The sequence below is a fragment of the Achromobacter sp. SIMBA_011 genome (genome assembly GCF_046535435.1).
GTDB classification, from domain to species: Bacteria; Pseudomonadota; Gammaproteobacteria; order Burkholderiales; family Burkholderiaceae_B; genus Achromobacter; species Achromobacter dolens.
Genome location: NZ_JAWRWN010000008.1, coordinates 96198 through 118041, shown reverse-complemented (window position 1 = coordinate 118041; position 21844 = coordinate 96198). Strand labels below are relative to the sequence as shown.

Here is a 21844-nt window from a genome sequence, read left to right as displayed (position 1 = left end):
AAAACGCGGCCGACCTACCGGCCAGCCGCGCTGGTGAAAGGAATACTTTTGCCGCCGGGCCGCCCCAAGGCAAAAGAGCCCCCGCGGGGGGCAGCTAGCTCGCATGGCGAGCGCGGCGTGGGGGCACCCATTTATTTTCCTTGCCAGACGGGCTTGCGCTTCTCGGCGAAAGCCGTGGCGCCTTCCTTGGCGTCGGCCGACGAGAAGATGTGGGCGATCAACGGACGCTGGCGGCTGAACATCTCTTCCTGGGTCCAGTCGCCGGACTGCGCCACGATGCTCTTGGCGGTCTGCACCGACAGCGGGCCGTTCTCGACAATGGCGCGGGCCAGTTCCAGCGCGCCGGCCAGGGCGCCGCCCGGCTCGGTCAGGCGGTTCACCAGGCCGAAGCCGTAGGCGCGCTCGGCGCCCAGCATGTCGCCGGTCAGGATCACTTCCATGGCGATGTGGTACGGCAGGCGGCGCGGCAGGCGCAGCATGCCGCCGGCGCCGGCCACCAGGCCGCGCTTGACTTCGGGCAGGCCGAACTTGGCGTTGCTGGCGGCCACGATCAGGTCGGACGCCAGCGCCATCTCGCAGCCCCCGGCCAGCGCATAGCCTTCGACCGCGGCGATCAGCGGCTTTTTCGGCGGCGCTTCGTTCAGGCCGGCGAAACCGCGGCCCTCCACGTACGGACGCTGGCCCGACTTGGCGAAGGCCTTCAGATCCATGCCCGACGAGAACGTGCCGCCCGCGCCCGTCAGGATGCCGATGCGCACGTCGTCGCGGCTGTCCAGTTGATCCAGCGCGGCGGCCATGGCCTGGGCGGTTTCCAGGTTGATGGCGTTCTTGGCCTCGGGGCGATTGATGGTGATGATCTGGATGCCGTCGGCGACTTCCACCTTGATCAGGTCAGACATGCGGATGCTCCTTCCGGGGTTTTGGGGATGTTGGTTTTATATAAGACTGGTCAACCTGGAATGATACGACCAATGCCGGACAGCCGCAGGGCGCCGCGCCGCCGGTGTCCGCCTGGAGCACGCCTCGTCCGAGATGTAACGGCCAGGATGTAACCGCAATCCCGGGGTCCGCCCCCGGGGCCGCCCCGGGCCAGTTAAAATGCCCGGTTTCCCGCGCCCACGGCAGACGTCGCCCGGCGATCGAATTCCAAGAATCCTATGCTCACCTTTCAGCAAATCATCCTTACGCTCCAGGAATACTGGGACAAGCAGGGTTGCGCCCTGCTGCAGCCCTACGACATGGAAGTCGGCGCCGGCACCTCGCACACCGCCACGTTCCTGCGGGCGATCGGCCCGGAGCCCTGGCGCGCGGCCTACGTGCAGCCCTCGCGCCGCCCCAAGGATGGCCGCTACGGCGAGAACCCCAACCGCCTGCAGCACTACTACCAGTACCAGGTGGTGCTGAAACCCGCGCCCCCGGAAATCCTGGACCTGTACATCGGCTCGCTCAAGGCGCTGGGCATCGACCCGACCCAGCACGACGTCCGCTTCGTCGAGGACGACTGGGAAAACCCGACGCTGGGCGCGTGGGGCCTGGGCTGGGAAGTGTGGCTCAACGGCATGGAAGTGACCCAGTTCACCTACTTCCAGCAGGTCGGCGGCCTGGATTGCACCCCGACCACGGGTGAGATCACCTACGGCCTGGAACGCCTGGCCATGTACCTGCAGGACGTGCAGAGCGTGTACGACCTGGTCTGGACCGAAGGCGCCAACGGCCGCCGCGTGCTGTACCGCGACGTGTTCCACCAGAACGAAGTGGAACAATCCACCTACAACTTCGAATACTCGTCGGCCGAGATGCTGTTCGCGCACTTCAACGACTACGAAGCCGAGGCCAAGCGCCTGATGGACGTGCCGCTGGCGCTGCCGGCCTATGAAGCCACGCTCAAGGCCGCGCACACCTTCAACATGCTGGACGCGCGCGGCGCGATCAGCGTGACCGAGCGCGCCGCCTATATCGGCCGCATCCGCAACCTGTCGCGCGCCGTCGCGCAGGCCTACTACGATTCCCGCGAACGACTGGGCTTTCCCATGCTGGGCCGCGACAAGGCCGCCGGGGAGGCTGCATAAATGACGACGAACATCCGCCCCCTGCTGGTCGAGCTGCTGACCGAAGAACTCCCGCCCAAGGCCCTGCAGAAGCTGGGCCAGGCTTTCGCCGAGGGCGTGCGCGCCACGCTGGCGCGCCACGGCCTGCTGGCCGACGGCTGCGCCGTCGAGCCCTACGCCACGCCGCGCCGCCTGGCGGTGCGCCTGTCGGCCGTGCTGGCCCAGGCGCCCGACCAGGCCTACGCCGAAAAGCTGATGCCGGTAAAGATCGGCCTGACCGAAGACGGCAAGGCCACCCCGGCGCTGCAGAAGAAGCTGGCCGCCAAGGGCCTGGAAAACATCGACCTGGCCACCCTGGAACGGGAATCCGACGGCAAGCAGGATTACCTGGTCGCCCGCGGCACCGCCCCCGGCGCCGCGCTGGCCGCCGGCCTGCAGGAAGGCATCGACGCGGCCATCGATGGCCTGCCGATCCCCAAGGTCATGCGCTACCAACTGGCCGACGGCGAGACCACGGTCAAGTTCGTGCGCCCGGCGCACGGCCTGATCGCGCTGTTCGGCGCCGACGTGGTCCCCGTGACCGCCCTCGGCCTGACCGCCGGCCGCGAGACGCTGGGCCACCGCTACATGAGCAGCGGCGCCATCGCCATCGCCGATGCCGACGCCTACGCCGCCACCCTGGCCGAAAAGGGCCGCGTGGTGGCCTCGTTCGAAGGCCGCCGCGACGAGATCCAGCGCCAGTTGCTGGACCACGCCGGCCGCCTGTCGGCCACGCTGGGCGACGACCCCGAAGTGGCCGCCCTGCTCGATGAAGTCACCGCCCTGGTCGAACACCCCACCGTCTACGTCGGCGAGTTCGAGGAACAGTTCCTGCAAGTGCCGCAGGAATGCCTGATCCTGACCATGCGCCTGAACCAGAAGTACTTCCCGCTGTTCGACCCGGCCAGCGGCCGCCTGACGCACCGCTTCCTGATCGTGAGCAACATGCGCACGGACAACCCGGTGAACATCGTCGAAGGCAACCAGCGCGTGGTGCGCCCGCGCCTGGCCGACGCCCAGTTCTTCTTCGAGACCGACCGCAAGACGCCGCTGGCCGCGCGCGTCGAGCAACTGGGCTCGATCGTCTACCACAACAAGCTGGGCACCCAGCTCGAACGCGTCGAGCGCGTGCGCGCCATCGCCCGCGACGTGGCCGGCAAGCTGGGCGGCGACGTCGCCGCCGCCGACCGCGCCGCGCTGCTGGCCAAGGCCGACCTGGGCTCGAACATGGTGGGCGAGTTCCCCGAGCTGCAAGGCATCATGGGCGCCTACTATGCCGCCGGCGACGGCGAGCCGGACAGCGTCGTGCAGGCGCTGCGCACCCAGTACCGCAACCGTTACGACACGCCGGTCTCGCAGGACGACCTGACCGCCGCCACGCTGTTCATCGCCGAACGCGCCGAGACCCTGGTCGGCATCTGGGCCATTGGCCTGGCGCCCACCGGCGAACGCGACCCCTTCGGCCTGCGCCGCGCCGCGCTGGGCCTGATCAGCGCCTTCGAGCAACTGGCCGCCGGCGGCTGGCTCAAGCTCAACCAGGACGGCCCGCTGTCGCTGGACGGCCTGCTGGCCGCCACCGCCGCCACCTTCCCGGCCGGCAAGATCCCCGCCGACACGCTGGCGGAAGTGCGCGCCTTCATCTACGAACGCTACCGCAACCAGTTGATCAACGAGCACGACCGCAATGCGGTCGAGGCCGTCATCGCCCTGGCGCCGCCGCTGCACCAGGTGGCCGAGCGCGTGCGCGCCGCGGCCGCTTTCGCGCAGATGCCCGAGGCCGCCAGCCTGGCGGCCGCCAACAAGCGCATCGGCAACCTGCTCAAGAAGGCCGAGGGTGAGATCGGCGCGGTCAATGACGCCGCCCTGGTCGAGCCCGCCGAAAAGGCGCTGGCCGCCGCCATCGCCGCGCTGCGTCCGCAGGCCGAGGCGCAACTGGCCGCCGGCGACTTCGCCGCCAACCTGCGCACGCTGGCGCAGGCGCGCGAGCCGGTGGACGCTTTCTTCGCCGACATCATGGTCATGGCCGAAGACCCCGCGGTGCGCGCCAACCGGCTGGCGCTGCTGGGCCAGTTGCACACCCTGATGAACCAGGTCGCTGACATTTCCAGGCTGGCACAGTGAAGCTCATCATCCTCGACCGCGACGGCGTCATCAACCAGGACAGCGACGCATTCGTCAAAAGTCCCGACGAATGGATCGCCCTGCCCGGCAGCCTGCAGGCCATCGCCCGCCTGACGCAGGCGGACTGGACGGTGGTGGTCGCCACCAACCAGTCCGGCCTGGCGCGCGGCCTGTTCGACATGGACACGCTGACCGCCATCCACACCAAGATGCGGCGCGAGCTGGCCGCCGTCGGCGGCAGCGTGGACGCCGTCTTCATGTGCCCGCACGGCCCGGACGATGACTGCACCTGCCGCAAGCCGCGTCCCGGCATGTTCGAGCAGATCGGCCACCGCTATGACGTCGACCTGGCCGGCGTGCCGGCCGTGGGCGACTCGCTGCGCGACCTGCAGGCCTCCACCGCGGCCGGCTGCGCGCCGTGGCTGGTGCTGACCGGCAACGGCAAGAAGACGCTGGCCAAGGGCGGCCTGCCCGAGAACACGCGGGTCTGCGACGACCTGTCGGCCGTGGTCGACGCCTTGCTCCAGGACAACTGATGGCCCGGCTGCGCTCGCTCCTTTATTTCCTGTTCCTGGCCATCACGGTCATCCCCTATGCCTTCGCCTGCGTGCTGTGGGCGCCGCTGCCGCTGCACCTGCGCTACAAGCTCACGGTGGGCTGGCCGCGCCTGGCGATCTGGGGCGCCAAGGTGTTCTGCGGCATCCGCTGGCAGGTCAAGGGCTGGGAAAACCTGCCTGACGGCCCGGCGGTGCTGCTGTCCAAGCACCAGTCGGCCTGGGAAACGCTGTTCTTCCCGGCCTACATGCCGCGCGAAGTGTGCTTCGTCTACAAGAAGGAACTGCACATGGTGCCGTTCTTCGGCTGGGGCCTGGCGCTGCTGCGCATGATCGCCATCGACCGTTCCAAGGGCCGCGACGCCTTCGAACAGGTGGTCAAGCAGGGACAGGTCCGGCTGGACGAAGGCCGCTGGCCGCTGCTGTTCCCGGAAGGCACGCGCGTGCCGCCAGGCAAGACCGCGCGCTTCAAGATGGGCGGCGCGCTGCTGGCCTCGCGCACCGGCGCGGTGGTCATCCCGGTGGCGCACAATGCCGGCGAATGCTGGCGCCGCAACGCCTTCATCAAATATCCGGGCATGGTTACGCTGTCCATCGGTCCCGCGATAGAATCGAAGGGAATCTCCCCCGAGGAACTGAACCAGAAAGTGCAGGACTGGATCGAAGGGGAAATGCGGCGTCTCAATCCAGAAAGGTATGCCCAGCACTGACCAGCTCGAACTCCTGTTCGACGTGCAAGACTCCGACGCGTCTGCTGACGCGTCGCCCTTGAGCGCGTCTCCCGCGCCGCCCAAGGCGCCGGTGGCCACGCCGCCCGCGCCGCTGTTCCCTCCTCCTGCCTCTTCCGCGCCCAAGCCGGCCGGCGAACCGCTGCTGACGCTCTCGCCCAACGCCGCCGCGCGCGTGCCCACCCCCTGCCCCGATCCGCTGCCGCCCGGCGCGCGCTGGCGCGAGGTGGACACCGATCCGCAACCCATCGGCTTCGTGCTGCTGCGCTCGCGCCGCCGCAGCATCGGCTTCGTCATCACCGACGACGGCCTGCGCGTCACGGCGCCCAACTGGGTCACGCTGGCGCAGATCGACGACGCGGTGCGCGAGAAATCCCGCTGGATCGTCGCCAAGCTGCGCGAATGGCACACCCGCAAGCAGCAGCTCGCCATGGCCCACACGCGCTGGCAGGCGGGCGGCGAGCTGCCCTACCTGGGCAAGCGCATCGTGCTGGGCGTGGGCGGCGACAGCCGCCAGACCCGCCTGTCCGGCGATGCCGACGCCCCGGCCGACGGCGACACGCTGTGGCTGGCGCTGCCGGCCGACGCCGACCAGGGCCGCATCCGCGACGCCGCCCAGGCCTGGCTGCAGCAGCGCGCCGGCGCCTGGTTCGGCGCCCGGCTGGCGCACTTCCTGCAGATCAGCGGCCTGAAGATCCGCCGCTGGCGCCTGTCGTCGGCGGCCACGCGCTGGGGTTCGTGCACCAGCGACGGCAACATCATGCTGAACTGGCGCCTGATCCATTTCGCGCCGGCCATCATCGACTACGTCATCGCGCACGAACTGGCGCACCTGCGCGAAATGAACCACAGCCAGGATTTCTGGCGCGAGGTCGGCCAGATCCTGCCCGACTTCGAGGAAGCCAAGAACGTGCTGCGGCGCCACGACCCCGCCTCGCTGCCGCAATTCTAGGGTCGGTGCGAGAGACGCCCGCGCAACCGGCCCAGGGGCGTGTTCCCACTAAAAGAAGCCTCGCATGAGCACCCACGGAGACACACCATGCTTCTGCTGATTCCCGGCCCGGTCACGACCGATGCGCGGGTGAAGGCCGCCATGGCGCAGGACTATGCGCCCTGGGACAACGAATTCCGCGCGCTGTACCGCCAGGTCTGCGCCGACGTGCTGCGCGTGGCCGAGGCCGACGCGGACACGCACGTGGCGCTGGCGCTGCCGGGCTGCGGCCACTTCGCGGTGGAAGCCGCCATCCGCACCCTGGTGCCACCCGGCGGCCGCCTGCTGGTGCCGTCCACCGGCGCCTACGCCGGCCGCCTGCAGAAGCTGGCCGCCGAGGCCGGCCGCGTCGCCGTGCCGCTGTACGTGGGCGCGCGTGACCGCGTCGACCCGCAGGCCGTGGCACAGGCGCTGGAGCAGGACCCGAGCCTGACGCACGTCGCGCTGGTCTACAGCGAGACCGGCAGCGGCATCTGCCACGACGTGCCGGAACTGGCCCGCATCGCCCACGCGCTGGGTCGCCGCGTCATCGTCGACGCGGTCTCGGCGTTCGGCGCATTGCCGCTCGACATGCGCGCCCTGCCCGCCGTGGACGCCGTGGTGCTGACGGCCAACAAATGCCTGGAAGGCCTGCCCGGCGCCGCCTTCGTGGTGGGCCGCCGCGACAGCCTGGAGGCCGCGCGCGGCAACGCCGGCAGTTGGTCTCTGGACCTGGCCGACATCTACCAGCACACCCTGGCGCCCAACGCCGGCCCGCGCTTCACCCCGCCAGCGCCGACGCTTGCGGCGCTGGCCGTGGCGCTGGAGCTGTATCATCATGAAGGCCGCGAAGCCCGGCTGGCGCGCTACACCGCCAACATGCGCACCCTCTACGACGGCGTGGCCGGCCTGGGGCTCCGCCCCTACCTGCCGCCCGCGCTGCAGGGCCCGATCGTCGTCAACGTGCATGCGCCCGACGCGCCGACCTGGAACCTGCAACTGTTCGTGGACGCGCTCAAGCAGCGCGGCTTCGTGCTCAGCAATTTCACCAACACCGAACTGCCCACTTTCCGGGTCGGTTGCATCGGCGCCTTCGGGCCCGACCAGATGCGGCTTGCGGTCGACGCCATGGGCGGCGCGCTGCAAGACCTCGGCATAACCCGGGAGTCCGCCGGACACGTCCACGGCTTCCCGCCACCCCTCATCGCTTAAGGAATTCCACCATGCGTATGCTCCACACCATGCTGCGAGTCGGCAATCTCGACAAGTCCATCGACTTCTACACCAACGTGCTCGGCATGCGCGTCCTGCGCCGCAACGACTACCCGGACGGCAAGTTCACGCTGGCCTTCGTCGGCTACCAGGACGAATCGGAAGGCGCGGTGATCGAACTGACCCACAATTGGGACACCGACAAGTACGACCTGGGCAACGGCTATGGCCACATCGCCCTGGAAGTCGACAACGCCTACGAAGCCTGTGACAAGGTCAAGGAACGCGGCGGCAAGGTCACCCGCGAGGCCGGCCCGATGAAGCACGGCACCACCGTGATCGCCTTCGTCGAGGACCCGGACGGCTACAAGATCGAGTTCATCCAGAAGAAAGGACGAGTGGACTGAACCCACCCGCCATCGCCATGATCCACACCATCCTCAAAATGGGCGATCCCCGGCTGCTGCGCGTCGCGCCGCCGGTCGAGCGCTTCGATACCCCCGAGCTGCACGCCCTGATCGAAGACATGTTCGAGACCATGGCGGCGGCGCAAGGGGTGGGCCTGGCCGCGCCGCAGATCGGCGTCGACCTGCAACTGGTCATCTTCGGCTTTGACCGCAACGAGCGCTATCCCGACGCGCCGGCGGTGCCGCAGACGATCCTGTGCAATCCGGTCATCACGCCGCTGTCCGACGACATGGAAGACGGCTGGGAAGGCTGCCTGTCGGTGCCGGGGCTGCGCGGCCTGGTGCCGCGCTACCGCCACATCCGCTACCAGGGCAAGGATCCCTACGGCCGCGACATCGACCGCGAGGCCGAGGGCTTCCACGCCCGCGTGGTGCAGCACGAGTGCGACCACCTGATCGGCCGGCTCTATCCTTCCCGGATCCAGGATTTCTCGAAGTTCGGCTTCACCGAAATCCTGTTCCCGGGCATGGATCCGAATCAGGACGACTGATCGTCCTTCGGGGCGGGAGCCGGGCCCGGCGCCTGCCCCGACGCCAGTTCCTCCGGCGCGAAATCATCCACCTGCAGCACCCGCGCGACGATCGCCTCGGCCTCTTCCAACTGCGCCGCCTGCGTCGCCGTGATGGCGCCGTGCCGGTGCGCCTCGCGCCAATCGCGCACGCCCGACTGGCGCAGCCGGTCACGGATCGGTTGCACCGCGTCGACCAGGGCGAAGGCGCGGGTCAGCAGCGCCAGCGGATCCTCATCGCCCTGGGCGCCCGCTGAACGTTGCAGGTCGGCCGCCAGCCGCGCATGGGTCGGCGACGGCTTGAGCAGCAGCTCCGCGCATTCACGGCTGAGCGCGTCGTCCGGCCCCTTGGCCAGCCGCAACGGCAGGATGGCGGCGCGCAATGCCCAGGCCAACGGCCGGCCAGGCAGGTTCGACAACACCTGGTCCATGCGTTTCTCGATCTCGGCATAGCCCTGCGCCATGCACCAGCGCACCAGCGGCAGGTCGTCGTGCTTGCGCCCCTCGTCTTCCCAGCGCTTGAGCACCGCCGACAACAGGTAGAGTTCGGCCAGGATGTCGCCCAGCCGCGCCGAGATCATCTCGCGGCGCTTGAGGCCGCCGCCCAGGCGCGCCAGCGCGGCGTCGGCCAGCAGCGCGAAGCCGGCCGCATAGCGGCCCAGCCGACGGTAGTGGCCGGCGGTGGGGCCGGATACCGGCGACGGCGCCAGCAGGCCGCCGGTCCAGGCGCGGCCGATGGCGCGCAGCGTGTTCATGCCGGTATGGCGCAGGTGGCGCCAGAACACGTCGTGGAACACTTCCATGCCGCGCTCTTCATCGGGATTGCCCAGCGCCAGGATCTCCGGCATCAGGTAGGGGTGGGCGCGGATCGCGCCCTGGCCGAAGATGATCAGGTTGCGCGTCAGGATGTTGGCGCCCTCGACCGTGATGGCGATGGGCACCGCCCGGTACAGCGCGCCCAGGTAGTTGCTGGGTCCGTCGATCACCGCGCGGCCGGCATGCACGTCCATGGCGTCGTTGACCGACACCCGCATGCGCTCGGTGGCGTGGTATTTCATGATGCCCGACACCACCGCCGGCTTCACGCCCTGGTTCAGCGCGGCGCAGGTCAGGCGCCGGGCCGCTTCCACCAGGTAGGCGTTGGCCGCCAGGCTGGCCAGCTTTTCCTGCACGCCCTCGAACTTGCCAACGGGGATGCCGAACTGCTCGCGCACCCGGGCGTACATGCCGGTGGCGTGCGCGCTCATCACGCACGCCGCCGCCGACAGCGACGGCAAGGAAATGCCGCGCCCCGCCGCCAACGCGCTCATCAGCATCTGCCAGCCGTGCCCGGCGCGCTCGACGCCGCCGATCAGCGCGTCCAGCGGCACGAACACGTCGCGGCCGCGATTGGGTCCGTTCTGGAACACCTGCATCGCCGGCAGGTGGCGGCGACCGATCTCGACGCCGGGCGCGTCGGTCGGCACCAGCGCCACCGAGATGCCGATATCGCGCGCGCCGCCCAGGATGCCGTCGGGATCCGACATCTTGAACGCCAGCCCCAGCACCGTGGCCACCGGCCCCAGCGTGATGTAGCGCTTGTGCCAGTTCAGGCGCACGCCGATCAGCTCGCGACCGTCCACCACCTGGCGACAGACCACGCCGGTATCCACCATGGACGCGGCATCCGAGCCGGCCTCGGGGCTGGTGAGGCCGAAGCACGGCACCTCGCGGCCGTCGGCCAGCCGCGGCAGCCAGTAATCGCGCTGGGCCTGGGTGCCGAACTGCATCAGCAGCTCGCCCGGCCCCAGCGAATTGGGCACCATGACCGTGACGCCGGCGGTGATGGAATAGGCGGAAATGCGCCGCACGATCTCGGAGTGGGCGTAGGGCGAGAAGCCCAGGCCGCCGTGGCGCTTGGGGATGATCATGCCGAAGAAGCGCTGCGCCTTCAGGAAGGCCCAGACCTCGGGCGGCAGGTCGCGCCGATGCCAGGTGATGTCCCATTCGTCCAGCATGGCGCACAACTGCGCCACCGGGCCGTCGATGAAGCGTTGCTCATCCGGCGTCAGGGCGGCGGCGGGCACGTCCAGCAGCTTGCGCCAGTCGGGATTGCCGGTGAACAGGTCGGCTTCCCACCAGGTGTCGCCGGCCTCGATGGCCTCGCGTTCGGTGGCCGAGAGCGGCGGCATCGCGTTGCGGGCCCAACGGTATGCGGGTTCGGAGATGCGGCGCCGGCGCCAGGCGTTGAAATCCATGTGCTCTCTCTCGTTCGATGCCACTGGGCATATCAGGGCAAAGTACCAGAATTGGGCCGTCGGGGACAAACCCCATGGGTCCGACTCTGCGACAATGGGCCTCCCCGCGCTGGTGCGCATTCCCTTCGCTATCCGGGCACACACCGCATGCTGAACAAACTCTGGCTGGGCTTCTTCCTGACTGCCGCCGCGGCCGCGCTGTACCGCTGGCTGGCCATCGGCGACCCGGACGTGTTCCGCGCCATGGTCGCCAGCCTGTTCGACATGGCGCGGGTGTCGGTCGAGGTGATGGTGCTGCTGTTCGGCACGCTGACGCTGTGGCTGGGATTCCTGCGCATCGCCGAAAGCGCCGGGCTGGTGGAACGGCTGGCGCGGCTGCTGGGGCCGCTGTTCGCGCGCCTGATGCCCGAGGTGCCGCGCAACCACCCCGCGATCGGCTTGATCACGCTCAACTTCGCCGCCAACGGCTTGGGCCTGGACAATGCCGCCACGCCCATCGGCTTGCGCGCGATGCGCGAACTGCAAGCGCTCAATCCCAAGCCCGACACCGCCAGCAACGCCCAGATCCTGTTCCTGGTGCTCAACGCCTCGTCGCTGACGCTGCTGCCGGTGACGCTGTTCATGTTCCGCGCGCAGCAGGGCGCGGCCGACCCGACCCTGGTGTTCCTGCCCATCCTGCTGGCCACCAGCGCCTCGACGCTGGCCGGCTTCCTGGCGGTGGCGGCGTGCCAGCGCCTGCGGCTGCTCGATCCCGTCGTGATGCTGTGGCTGGGCGGCGCGGCGCTGCTGCTGGGCGGCTTCATGGCGCTGCTGGCCAGCATGTCGGCCAGCGCCATCGCCGCGCTGTCGTCGCTGATGGGCAACCTGGCGCTGTTCGGCATCCTGCTGGCCTTTCTCATCGTCGGCGCGTGCAAGAAGGTGCCGGTCTACGAGGCCTTCATCGAAGGCGCCAAGGAAGGCTTCGACATCGCCAAGAGCCTGCTGCCCTACCTGGTGGCGATGCTGTGCGCGGTCGGCGTGTTGCGGGCCTCGGGCGCGCTCGACTTCCTGCTCGACGGCATCCGCTGGCTGGCCGCCAATGCCGGCTGGGACACGCGCTTCGTCGACGCGCTGCCGACCGCGCTGGTCAAGCCGTTCTCGGGCAGCGCGGCGCGCGCCATGATGCTCGAAACCATGACGCACTTCGGCGTGGACAGCTTCCCCGCGCTGCTGGCGGCGGTGGTGCAAGGCAGTACCGAAACCACCTTCTACGTGCTGGCGGTGTATTTCGGTTCGGTCGGCATCCTGCGCGCGCGCCATGCGGTGGGTTGCGCGCTGGTCGCCGATCTGGCCGGCGTGCTGGCGGCCATCGGCGTGTGCTACTGGTTCTTCGGCTGAACGGCGCCGGCCGCCAGCCACGCTGCCGCGACGGCGCGCCGGGCCTGCCTACAGGCGCCGCGGGCCGCGAGACCGCTCAATCCACCAGCAGGATCTTCATGCCGTTGGTGCCGCCGCTGTCGCGGTAGAAGTCGCCCTTGGTCAGGATCACCCAGTCACCCGCTTTCACCAGATTGCGCTTCTTCAGCTCGTCGATGGCGGCGTTGCTCAGATCCGCCGGCTCGTAGTCCGACGGCGCGAACGGGATGGTGTAGACGCCGCGGAACATGGTCACGCGGTTCTGCGTGATGCTGTGCGGGCTGTAGCAGTAGATCGGCACGCCCGAGCGGATGCGCGACATGATCAGCGGCGTGTGGCCGCTTTCGGTCAGCGCGATGATGGCCTTGACGCCCGGGAAATGGTTGGCCGCGTACATGGCCGCCAGCGCGATGGTTTCGTCGCAGCGCGTGAAGGTCTCGCCCAGGCGGTGATGCGACTGCGTGCTGGTGGGATGCTTTTCCGCGCCCAGGCAGACGCGCGCCATGGCTTGCACCGTCTCGACCGGATACGAACCCGAGGCGCTTTCGGCCGACAGCATCACCGCATCGGTGTAGTCCAGCACCGCGTTGGCCACGTCCGAGACTTCGGCGCGCGTGGGCATCGGGCTGGAGATCATCGACTCCATCATCTGGGTCGCGGTGATCACCACCTTGTTCAGGGTGCGGGCATGCTGGATGATGCGCTTCTGGATGCCGACCAGTTCGGCGTCGCCCACTTCCACGCCCAGGTCGCCGCGCGCCACCATCACGCCGTCGCTGGCGCGGATCAGCGCGTCCAGCGCCTCGTCGTCGGCCACCGCTTCGGCGCGCTCGATCTTCGCGATGATCCAGGCTTCGCTGCCGGCGGCGCGCAGCAGTTCGCGCGCCTCGTCGATGTCGCTGCCATAGCGCGGGAACGACACCGCCACGTAGTCGAGCTGCATCTCGGCCGCCAGCTTGATATCGACGCGGTCCTTGTCGGTCAGGCTCGGCGCCGACAGGCCGCCGCCGCGCCGGTTGATGCCCTTGTTGTTGGACAGCGGGCCGCCCACCGTGACGGTGGTGCGGACTTCGTCGCCCTCGACGCGGTCGACCACCAGCACCACGCGGCCGTCATCGAGCAGCAGCTCGTCGCCGACGCGGCAGTCCGTCACCAGCTCGGGATAGTCGATGCCGACGATGCTGGCCGTGCCGGCGTCCTTCGGATGCACCCGAGACAGCGTGAACGGCTGGCCCACCTGCAACTGCACCAGCTTGTCGGTGAAACGCGCGATGCGGATCTTGGGGCCCTGCAGGTCGCCCATGATGGCGACGAAGCGGCCCTGCCGCGCGGCGCTCTCGCGCACCAGGCGGGCGCGCTCGCGGTGGTCGTCGGCGCTGCCGTGCGAGAAGTTCAGCCGCGCCACGTCCAGGCCGGCCTTGATCATGGCGTCGATGCGTTCCGGCGTCGACGTCGAGGGGCCCAGGGTGGCGACAATTTTGGTGCGGCGCAATACAGGCATGGCGATCCACTCTCACATGAACAACGAAAGCGCTATGGTACGACGGCGGCGGACACGCGGGTATCATGATCGACATCCCGACCCTCAACGCACCGTGGCCGACCTCGTGAAAATCGTCATCGCACCCGACTCCTTCAAGGAAAGCGTCTCCGCCCCCGACGCGGCCGCGGCCATCGCGCGCGGCGTCAAGGCCGCCTGTCCCGGCGCGCAGACGGTCTGCATTCCGATGGCGGACGGCGGCGAGGGCACGGTCGAGGCGGTGCTGGCGGCGGCAGGCGGCCAGGCGCGCGAGCGCACGGTCAACGATGCCCTGGGTCACAAGGTCGACGCCGTATGGGGCCTGCTCGAGGACGGCACCGCCATCATCGAGATGGCCGCGGCCGCCGGCCTCGAACTGATCGCGCCGTCCAAGCGCGATCCGATGCGCGCCAGCAGCCATGGCGTGGGCGAATTGATCCTGGCGGCGCTGGATGCCGGCGCCGAACGCATCATCCTGGGCCTGGGCGGCTCCGCCACCAACGACGGCGGCGCCGGCATGCTGACCGCGCTGGGCCTGCGCCTGCTCGATCAGGACGGCCGCAGCCTGCCGCCGGGCGGCGGCGCGCTGGGTCAACTGGCCAGCATCGACATGCGCGGCCTCGATCCGCGGCTGGCGAAGACAAGCATCGTCATCGCCTCCGACGTCGACAATCCCTTGTGCGGCCCGCAGGGCGCCTCGCACGTCTTCGGTCCGCAGAAAGGCGCCACGCCCGAACAGGTGCAGACGCTGGACGCCATGCTCGGCCACTTCGCCGACATCTGCGCGCGCCAGTTGGGCAGCGACCGCCGCCACGATGCCGGCGCGGGCGCCGCGGGCGGCCTCGGCTTCGCCGCCAAGACGTTCCTGAACGCGCACTTCCGGCCCGGCGTCGAGATCGTCGCCGAACTCGGCGGCCTGGCGCAGGCCATGGAAGGCGCTACGCTCGCCTTCACTGGCGAAGGCCGCATGGACGCGCAGACCCTGCGCGGCAAGACGCCGGCGGGCGTGGCCCGCATTGCACACCAGGCCGGCGTGCCGGTGGTGGCGCTGGCCGGCTCCCTCGGTGAAGGCTACGAAGCGCTGCACGCCGGCGGCATCAGCGCCGCCTTCAGCCTGGCGCCCGGCCCCATCACTTTGCAGCAAGCCCTGGCCGATGCCGAACGCCTGCTGCATGACCGCGCCCGTGACGTGATGCAATTGTGGATGGCGGCGCAGAAGCGCATGCTGTAGCGGCCACCGCGCGTCATCACGAAAAAAAGCCCGCTGTACGCGGGCTTTTGCTTGCCTGGCGGCGGTACGGCATCAACCGCCCTGCAGCACGCCGGCCTCGACCAGCGCATCCGACAGGCGGATGTAGCGATCCACCGAGATATCCTCGGCGCGCGCGGTGGGCGCGATGTCCAGCGCTTCCCAAGGCACCTGCGGCGCCCAGTCGGCCAGCACCCGGCGCAACATCTTGCGGCGCTGCGAGAAGGCGCGGGCCACCACGGTCTCGAAGGCGCGCGCGCTGACCGGGCGCAGGCGCTCGGCCGGCAACGGCACCATGCGCACGATGGCCGACACCACCTTGGGCGGCGGATCGAAGGCCTCGGGCGGCACGTCGAACAGCTTGTGCATGCGATAGCGCGACTGCAGCATCACCGACAGGCGGCTGAAATCGCCGCTGCCGGGCTGCGCGACCATGCGGTCGATCACTTCCCGCTGCAGCATGAAATGCTGGTCGCGGACATGGTCGGCCCAGGTCATCAGATGAAACAGCAGCGGACTGGAGATGTTGTAGGGCAGGTTGCCCACCACCCGCAGCCCCGCGCCGAACTGCGAGAAATCCACCGTCAGCGCGTCGGCCTCGACCACGGTCAGGCGACCTTCCTCGAACTGCTTGCGCAGGCGCGCCGCCAGGTCACGGTCGATCTCGACCGCGGTCAGGTGATCGAGCCGCTCGAGCAGCGGCCGCGTCAGCGCCGACAGGCCCGGCCCGATCTCGACCACGGTGTCGGTGCGAGCGGGACTGACCGCGCGCACGATCGACTCGACCACGCTCTCGTCGGTCAGGAAGTTCTGGCCAAAGCGCTTGCGCGCCTGGTGTTGAGACATGAAAAACCCGGGCTGCGATCAGCGGTTGTTCTGGTTGATACGGTCCTGCTTTTCCAGCCGGTTGTCGATGTACGCCTGGGCGCGCAACTGATCCAGCCAATCTTCGAAAGCGGGTTGGGCACGGCGCTCGAACAGCGTCTGGCGGGCGCGCATGCGGGCCAGGTCGTCGGTGGCGTCGTGCTGGCGGCGCTCTTCGACCTGGATCAGGTGCCAGCCGAACGGCGTCTGGATCGGTTGGCTGATCTCGCCCGGCTTCAGCGCATTCATCGCTGCCTCGAAGGTCGGCACGGTCTCGCCCGGATTGAGCCAGCCGAGGTCGCCGCCCTGCGGCGCGGTCGCGTCCTGTGAGTATTGACGCGCCATGTCCGAGAACTTGGCATCGCCCGCCACCAGGCGCTGGCGCACCTGTTCAAGGCGCTGGCGGGCCTGCTCGTCGCTCATGACGGTCGAGGTCTTGATCAGGATGTGGCGCGCATGCGTCTGCATCACCTCGACCGGACCTTGCGGCGCCTGGGCCTGGGGTTGCGGACGCGGCTGCGGTGCCGGCGCGGGAGCGGGGGCGCGGGCGGTGCGGCTGGGCGCCGGTTGCGCGGTGCCGCGGTCCATCACCTTGAGGATGTGGAAGCCGTTGCCGCTCTGGAGCAGCGTCGACACCTGGCCCTTCTGCAGATTGCCGAGGGCCTTGGCGAACAGGTCGGGCCAGCCGTCCAGCGGACGCACGCCCATCACGCCGCCTTGCAGGGCTTCGGGGCCGTCCGAATTGGCGGCCGCCAGGCTGGCGAAGTCATCGCCGCGCTTGGCGCGGGCCAGCAGGTCCTCGGCCTTCTTGCGCAACGCGGCGACCTGATCGGGCGACGAGCCTTCCGGCACGCGCACCAGGATCTGCGCCACGGCGTAGAGCATCGGACCGGCCGGCGCGGCGGCCTGCTCGGGCGCGGCTTCCGGCGCCGGTTGCGGCTGGGCCTGCTGCGCCGACGGGGGCGCGGCGCCGAACGCCGGATTGCGGCGCTGGTCCCTCAGGAACGCATCGACCTCGGCATCGGAAATGACGATGGTGGAGTCGACCGCGCGCTGGCGCAGGCGATCGGAGCGGATCTCGTCCTTCAGGGACTTGCGATAACTGTCCCAGGAGGTGCCGGACTTCTCGATTTCCTGGCGCAACTGGGCCGGGCTGATCTTGTTGCGGTCGGCAATGGTCTTGATGGCCTGGTCGACCTGGGCATCATCGACGCGGATGCCGAGACGGTCGGCCTCGTGGCGCTGCACCCGTTCCATGATAAGGCGCTGCAATACCTGGTGCTGCAGGGTCTTGTCGTCGGGCACCTGGATGCCGCGGGCCTTCAGTTCGCCGGCAATGCGCAGCGACGCATCGCGCAATTCGCGCAGGGTGATCACGTCCTTGTCGACCACGGCGGCGATGCCGTCGACGAACTGCTCCCCGGCGGGCGGCGCGCTTTTCTGCGTGGTCGGCGCATTCTTGGCGCCCTTGGCGTTCGGCTCGGCCGCGTGCGCGGCGGAGAAAGCGGCGCAAACGGCCAGCAACAGCGCGTTGCCGGAGAAGCGACGCAAAGAGTGCAACCTACGCATCATTCATACCTTTCAAATGTGGTCCCGGTGGGCGCAGGCGGGGTGATGCGCGAGTAACCGGGGATACTTCTGTTCAGCAGGTTCATCGGATCGGTTCCCAGGGAACCCAGTCCGGTCAACTCCAACTGGAAAAACAGCGCCGTGTTGGCGTCGGTGGCGGACACGGCGTAGCGTTGGAACACCATCCGGCCAACCCAGCAGCAATCGCCCTTGTATTCGAGGCCGGCGATGGCCTGCGTGATACGCGGGGAGTCGTTGGTACCGCTGACCGTGCTGGACGGACCGTTGCGCAGCGAATAGTCAACGCGGCCCACGCCGTACCAGCGCTTGGTGAACGGCCATTGCACTGCCAGGCTGATCTGGTTCTGCCCTTGCGGCTGATAAGCCACGCCGGGCTGCGGATCACGCTGGTAGCGATAGGCCAAGGCCACCGTCGTCAGGCGCTGCGGCGACCAACGGCCGCTGAGCAATGCGCGCGACCAGCGGTTGTCATAGGGGTTGTACTGCGCCGCCACGTCGGTCGAGAACGTATCGGTCAAAGCGGCGCTGGCGCCCACCAGGAAGTCGGAGCGCACGTTCTCGCGCGGCGTCTCGCCGGGCAACGTCACTTGCTGGTCGGCGAAATACAGTCGCTGCGCCACGGCCAGCGACGCGCGTTCGAAACCGGTGGAGGCGTCGAGCCAGCGCGTGGTCAGCGCGGCGGTCAACTGATTGGCGTTGGAAATGCGATCCCAGCCACCGGTATAGATATTCTCCTCGAAGGCCTGCGAGAAGCTGAAGTCGGACAGCGACGTGTCGTAGACCGGAATCTTGGATTGGTCACGGTACGGCACGCGCAGGTAGTACAAGCGCGGCTCCAGGGTCTGGATCGAATCCTTGCCGAACAACGTGGTGTCGCGCTCGAAGATCAGGCCGGCGTCCAGCGACATGATGGGCACCGTGCGCGACTGCGAGCGCGGGTAGCCAAACGAGGTGCCTTCGTTGGCGGTGCCAGAATTCAGGCGCAGCCAGTCGCCGTTATACCAGCTCGTCTGGTATTGCGTGTAATTGACGCCGACCTTGGGCACCACGAACCAGCCCGGGCGGACGATAGGATAGGACACGGTCGGGTAGGTCTGGAGACGGTCGCCATTGGGGCCATTGCGTCTGTCGAGCAACAGCGGCTGACTGAAGCGTACGGCCGTCGAAGTCCAGTCGACGTCGAAACCACCCCAATCGTACCGGGCACCACGCAGGTACAGCTCCGGCTCCTTGTCGTAGGGCGGGACCAGCAGCGCATTCGGATCCTGCAACGTCTGATACTTGTAGACCTGCGCGTAGGCGCTCCAATAGGTCGAAGCCCATCCGACACGGGCGCGTTGCGGCAGGTAGGTGGTCGACGCCTGGTTCAGACCCAATTGGGAAATGTCACGGAAGTAGTCGTTATCCGAGACTTTGGCCACATCCCAGTCCGCGTAAAAACCATTGCCAAGCAATTGCTGGTGCCGCCACCAGTACATCCAGCGGTCATTGCCGGTGACATGATCATCGGGCAGATAGGCACCGTAGGCCAGGCCGGAATAGGTAGCGCCGAGATAACGAAATTCTCCGCCCAACTGCAACCCGCGCTTGGAAAAGTAGCGCGGCTGGATCGTCGCGTCATAGTTCGGCGCGATGTTCAGGTAGTACGGCAGAGAAAAGTCGAAACCGCCCTTGCTGGTGGTGCCATAAGTCGGCATCAGGAAACCCGACTTGCGTTCCTTCTTGACCGGGAAGGTCATGTAGGGCGACGCCAGGATCGGCACGTCCTTGAAATACAGCACGCCATTGCGGGCCACGCCTTCGTTTTCATCGAAGTCGATGTCGACCGTATTGGCCTTGATGTACCACGACGGCGTCTCGCACGAGCAGCCGCTGTAGGTGACCGTATGCAGCCGCATCTGCGACTTGCTGAAGATGTCGGCGTGTTCCGCCACGGCGAAGCCGCCGGTGGCGCCCAGCCAGAAATTCGGTTTCTCGACTTCGCCGGAGTACTTGTCGACGTTGAACTTGGCGTTGGGCCCCGTCACCAGGGTGCCGTCGCGCATCATGCGCGCGTTGCCCTGCACGTCCACCTCGCCGGTATCCTTGCGGTAGTTGATCCGATCGCCCTTGATGACGCCGTCGATGCGGCGGACCTGGGCCGCGCCGGTCAGGGTCAGGTCGGAATCCGGATCACCCTCGATGGTGTCCGCTTCCATATAGGCCGGGATGTTCCCGTCCGGCAGGCGGTGCACCCGCAGCCCGGGGGAAGTGCGCAGCTCAGGAGCCGCCGTGATCGACGTCGACGCGGGAGCCGAGCCTTGGCTGCCCTGGGCCTGAACGGCCCCGGCGACGCTGATAGCAGATAGGATCAACCACCGAACCTTGCGCACGAGTGAAAACAGCCCTTTTTGACGATGGGGGAACCAGGCGATGGCGCCCGGCAGGGGCCCATGCTAACGGAAACGAGCCGGTATTATAGAGAAGCCGCGCCAGACGCCCAGCCTTATGTGCGCGCAACCCAATTTTCCGCAATATTGCCCTTCTGACACGGATCTTCCTTGAAAAACGATCATGACCCCCGCCTGGAGCAGATCCGCGCCTGGCTGCAAGGCTTGCCCGCCGCCCTGGGACTGGCGGTGGACAGCCTGCGCCCCGCCTCCGCCGACGCCAGTTTCCGCCGCTATTTCCGCCTGGACGCCGCCGGCCGCACCCTGATCGTGATGGACGCGCCGCCCCAGCATGAGGACTGCCGCCCGTTCCTGCACGTGGACCAGTTGCTGCGCGACGCCGGCCTGAACGTGCCCGACGTGATCGCGCAGGACCTCGACCAGGGCCTGCTGCTGCTGTCCGACCTGGGCGAGCAGACCTATTACCAGCGCATCCAGGACGGCGTGGACGACGCCCGCCTGCAATCGATGTACCGCGACGCCCTGGCGGCGCTGGTGCGCCTGCAGCAGGCCCAAACCACCGGCCTGGCCCGTTACGATACCGGGCGGCTGGCCGACGAACTCAAGCTGTTCCCCGAGTGGTACGTGCAGAAGCACCATGGCGCCACGCTCGACGACAAGACCGCGCAGGCCCTGGAAAAAATCTTCGCCCTGCTCTCGGCCAGCAACGGCAACCAGCCCACTGTGCTGGTGCACCGCGATTACCACTCGCCCAACCTGATGCTCTGCGAACAGCCGCAATACGGCCCCAATCCCGGCGTCATCGACTTCCAGGACGCCCTGGCCGGCCCCATCACCTACGACCTGGCGTCGCTGGTGACCGACGCCCGCACCACCTGGGAAGAACCGCAGCAGCTCGACTGGGCCATCCGCTACTGGGAAATGGCGCGCGCCGCCGGCCTGCCGGTCGACGCCGACTTCGCCGAATTCCACCGCGCCTATGAATGGATGGGCCTGCAGCGCAACCTGCGGATCCTGGGCGTCTTCGCCCGCCTGAACCACCGCGACGGCAAGGCCCACTACCTGGCCCACATGCCGCGGGTGAACGGCTACGTTCGCCAGGTGGCGCAGCGCTACGGCGTCTTCACGCCCCTGCTGCGCCTGCTGGACAAGCTCGACGACCGCCAGGTCAGCGTCGGATACACCTTCTGATGCGCGCCATGATCCTTGCCGCCGGCCGCGGCGAACGCATGCGCCCGCTGACCGACCGCCTGCCCAAGCCGCTGCTGCCGGTCGGCGGCAAGCCCCTGATCGCCTGGCACCTCGAACGGCTGGCCGCGGCCGGCTTCCAGGACGTGGTCATCAACCACGCCTGGCTCGGCCACGAGATCGAACGCGCGCTGGGCGACGGCGCGGCCTTCGGCCTGCGGATCCGCTACTCGCCCGAGGCCAGCGCCCTGGAGACCGCCGGCGGCATCGCCCAGGCCCTGCCGCTGCTGGGGCCGGACCCGTTCCTGGTGATCAACGGCGACATCTGGTGCGACTGGGATCCCGCCGCCGCGCCGGCCCTGGCGACCGCGCTCCCGCCCGCCGGCGCCTGGCTGCTGATGGCCGACAATCCGCCGCAACACCCGGCCGGCGATTTCACCCTCACGGCCGACGGCCGGGTCGAGGACGGCGGCGAGGCCCGTTTGACCTTTTCCGGCATCGGCGTCTACCATCCCATGCTATTCGCGGGGATTGCCCGCGGCACGGCCGCGCGGCTCGCGCCCCTGCTCCGGCAAGCCATGGAACAGGGCCGCGTCCGTGGCGCCCGCCACGCCGGCCGATGGGCCGACATCGGCACCCCCCAGCGGCTGGCCGACCTGGACGCCGAACTCCGCCGCGGCGCGCCGTGAGTCCGGCCAATGCCCACATATTTCACAATATCAAGGTGCGCAACGAGGCTTGTCCGCGCGCCCATCGCCCCGGCT

At 68.6% G+C, this 21844-nt stretch carries 18 protein-coding genes; 12 read left to right on the top strand and 6 right to left on the bottom strand.

Features of this window, described 5'->3' with window-relative positions; genetic code table 11:
- Positions 1–131: 131 nt before the first annotated feature.
- Positions 132–899 (bottom strand): crotonase/enoyl-CoA hydratase family protein, encoded by a 768-nt coding sequence (locus SB816_RS23560; RefSeq protein WP_054416447.1) that lies wholly within the window; start codon positions 897–899, stop codon positions 132–134.
- A 258-nt stretch (positions 900–1157) separates the two neighbouring features.
- On the opposite strand from SB816_RS23560, the gene glyQ reads away from it, so the two are divergent.
- The 8 genes from glyQ (at position 1158) to def (ending at position 8630) form a co-directional block, all read left to right on the top strand.
- On the top strand, positions 1158–2069 hold the full coding sequence (glyQ, locus tag SB816_RS23555) for a glycine--tRNA ligase subunit alpha (protein ID WP_410547613.1): 912 nt from the start codon (positions 1158–1160) through the stop codon (positions 2067–2069).
- A complete protein-coding gene (glyS, locus tag SB816_RS23550) occupies positions 2070–4208 on the top strand; it encodes a glycine--tRNA ligase subunit beta (protein WP_410547612.1) in 2139 nt (712 codons plus the stop codon).
- Positions 4205–4744 carry a D-glycero-beta-D-manno-heptose 1,7-bisphosphate 7-phosphatase gene (gene gmhB, locus SB816_RS23545; RefSeq protein ID WP_116792237.1) on the top strand — a complete coding sequence of 180 codons (540 nt, stop codon included), beginning with the start codon at positions 4205–4207 and terminating at the stop codon, positions 4742–4744. Before glyS ends, gmhB begins: the two co-directional genes overlap by 4 nt.
- The gene (locus SB816_RS23540) at positions 4744–5472 is read left to right on the top strand and encodes a lysophospholipid acyltransferase family protein (protein ID WP_054501859.1); all 729 of its coding nucleotides are present in this window, start codon (positions 4744–4746) and stop codon (positions 5470–5472) included. Before gmhB ends, SB816_RS23540 begins: the two co-directional genes overlap by 1 nt.
- Positions 5459–6442, top strand: coding sequence for a M48 family metallopeptidase (locus tag SB816_RS23535; protein ID WP_175168166.1), 984 nt, complete (start codon positions 5459–5461; stop codon positions 6440–6442). Before SB816_RS23540 ends, SB816_RS23535 begins: the two co-directional genes overlap by 14 nt.
- Positions 6443–6529: 87 nt before the next feature.
- On the top strand, positions 6530–7672 hold the full coding sequence (locus SB816_RS23530; protein WP_064526472.1) for a 2-aminoethylphosphonate--pyruvate transaminase: 1143 nt from the start codon (positions 6530–6532) through the stop codon (positions 7670–7672).
- Positions 7673–7683: 11 nt separating this feature from the next.
- Positions 7684–8079: a lactoylglutathione lyase gene (gene gloA / locus SB816_RS23525; protein ID WP_049071490.1), complete on the top strand. Its 396-nt coding sequence runs from the start codon at positions 7684–7686 to the stop codon at positions 8077–8079.
- Between the two features lie 17 nt (positions 8080–8096).
- Positions 8097–8630, top strand: coding sequence for a peptide deformylase (gene def, locus SB816_RS23520; RefSeq protein WP_049071488.1), 534 nt, complete (start codon positions 8097–8099; stop codon positions 8628–8630).
- Here the strand turns inward: def and SB816_RS23515 are convergent.
- Entirely contained in the window at positions 8618–10885 is a 2268-nt protein-coding gene (locus SB816_RS23515) for an acyl-CoA dehydrogenase (RefSeq protein ID WP_410547611.1), read from the bottom strand. The genes def and SB816_RS23515 overlap by 13 nt on opposite strands.
- A 147-nt stretch (positions 10886–11032) precedes the next feature.
- Here SB816_RS23515 and SB816_RS23510 point away from each other — a divergent pair, with 147 nt between their 5' ends.
- Positions 11033–12262 carry a nucleoside recognition domain-containing protein gene (locus tag SB816_RS23510; protein ID WP_063583964.1) on the top strand — a complete coding sequence of 410 codons (1230 nt, stop codon included), beginning with the start codon at positions 11033–11035 and terminating at the stop codon, positions 12260–12262.
- 76 nt (positions 12263–12338) lie between these two features.
- Here the strand turns inward: SB816_RS23510 and pyk are convergent, their stop codons facing one another.
- Positions 12339–13781, bottom strand: a complete 1443-nt coding sequence (gene pyk / locus SB816_RS23505) for a pyruvate kinase (RefSeq protein ID WP_410547610.1) — start codon at positions 13779–13781, stop codon at positions 12339–12341.
- Positions 13782–13887: 106 nt separating this feature from the next.
- Between pyk and SB816_RS23500 the strand changes: the two genes are divergently transcribed.
- Positions 13888–15030 (top strand): glycerate kinase, encoded by a 1143-nt coding sequence (locus SB816_RS23500; protein WP_116792255.1) that lies wholly within the window; start codon positions 13888–13890, stop codon positions 15028–15030.
- A gap of 72 nt (positions 15031–15102) precedes the next feature.
- Here SB816_RS23500 and rsmA read toward each other — a convergent pair whose 3' ends face one another.
- Genes rsmA through SB816_RS23485 form a run of 3 tightly spaced genes read right to left on the bottom strand, consistent with a single transcriptional unit; the run spans position 15103 to position 19874 of the window.
- On the bottom strand, positions 15103–15894 hold the full coding sequence (gene rsmA, locus SB816_RS23495; protein WP_054501863.1) for a 16S rRNA (adenine(1518)-N(6)/adenine(1519)-N(6))-dimethyltransferase RsmA: 792 nt from the start codon (positions 15892–15894) through the stop codon (positions 15103–15105).
- Between the two features lie 18 nt (positions 15895–15912).
- Entirely contained in the window at positions 15913–17484 is a 1572-nt protein-coding gene (locus SB816_RS23490; protein ID WP_054501864.1) for a peptidylprolyl isomerase, read from the bottom strand.
- A complete protein-coding gene (locus SB816_RS23485) occupies positions 17481–19874 on the bottom strand; it encodes an LPS-assembly protein LptD (RefSeq protein ID WP_144657151.1) in 2394 nt (797 codons plus the stop codon). Before SB816_RS23485 ends, SB816_RS23490 begins: the two co-directional genes overlap by 4 nt.
- Positions 19875–20042: 168 nt before the next feature.
- Here SB816_RS23485 and SB816_RS23480 point away from each other — a divergent pair, with 168 nt between their 5' ends.
- Both SB816_RS23480 and murU read left to right on the top strand, forming a co-directional pair.
- A complete protein-coding gene (locus SB816_RS23480) occupies positions 20043–21083 on the top strand; it encodes an aminoglycoside phosphotransferase family protein (RefSeq protein WP_175142033.1) in 1041 nt (346 codons plus the stop codon).
- Positions 21083–21769: an N-acetylmuramate alpha-1-phosphate uridylyltransferase MurU gene (gene murU / locus SB816_RS23475; RefSeq protein WP_116792242.1), complete on the top strand. Its 687-nt coding sequence runs from the start codon at positions 21083–21085 to the stop codon at positions 21767–21769. Before SB816_RS23480 ends, murU begins: the two co-directional genes overlap by 1 nt.
- Positions 21770–21844: the final 75 nt, after the last annotated feature.

What these genes read in the sequence shown, in the direction of transcription:
- murU (WP_116792242.1), top strand. Translation starts at nt 21,083, where the DNA reads ATGCGCGCCATGATCCTTGCCGCCGGCCGCGGCGAACGCATGCGCCCG.
- SB816_RS23560 (WP_054416447.1), bottom strand. Translation starts at nt 899, where the DNA reads ATGTCTGACCTGATCAAGGTGGAAGTCGCCGACGGCATCCAGATCATC.
- SB816_RS23510 (WP_063583964.1), top strand. Translation starts at nt 11,033, where the DNA reads ATGCTGAACAAACTCTGGCTGGGCTTCTTCCTGACTGCCGCCGCGGCC.
- SB816_RS23490 (WP_054501864.1), bottom strand. Translation starts at nt 17,484, where the DNA reads ATGATGCGTAGGTTGCACTCTTTGCGTCGCTTCTCCGGCAACGCGCTG.
- gloA (WP_049071490.1), top strand. Translation starts at nt 7,684, where the DNA reads ATGCGTATGCTCCACACCATGCTGCGAGTCGGCAATCTCGACAAGTCC.
- rsmA (WP_054501863.1), bottom strand. Translation starts at nt 15,894, where the DNA reads ATGTCTCAACACCAGGCGCGCAAGCGCTTTGGCCAGAACTTCCTGACC.
- SB816_RS23530 (WP_064526472.1), top strand. Translation starts at nt 6,530, where the DNA reads ATGCTTCTGCTGATTCCCGGCCCGGTCACGACCGATGCGCGGGTGAAG.
- glyS (WP_410547612.1), top strand. Translation starts at nt 2,070, where the DNA reads ATGACGACGAACATCCGCCCCCTGCTGGTCGAGCTGCTGACCGAAGAA.
- pyk (WP_410547610.1), bottom strand. Translation starts at nt 13,781, where the DNA reads ATGCCTGTATTGCGCCGCACCAAAATTGTCGCCACCCTGGGCCCCTCG.
- glyQ (WP_410547613.1), top strand. Translation starts at nt 1,158, where the DNA reads ATGCTCACCTTTCAGCAAATCATCCTTACGCTCCAGGAATACTGGGAC.
- SB816_RS23535 (WP_175168166.1), top strand. Translation starts at nt 5,459, where the DNA reads ATGCCCAGCACTGACCAGCTCGAACTCCTGTTCGACGTGCAAGACTCC.
- SB816_RS23540 (WP_054501859.1), top strand. Translation starts at nt 4,744, where the DNA reads ATGGCCCGGCTGCGCTCGCTCCTTTATTTCCTGTTCCTGGCCATCACG.
- SB816_RS23515 (WP_410547611.1), bottom strand. Translation starts at nt 10,885, where the DNA reads ATGGATTTCAACGCCTGGCGCCGGCGCCGCATCTCCGAACCCGCATAC.
- def (WP_049071488.1), top strand. Translation starts at nt 8,097, where the DNA reads ATGATCCACACCATCCTCAAAATGGGCGATCCCCGGCTGCTGCGCGTC.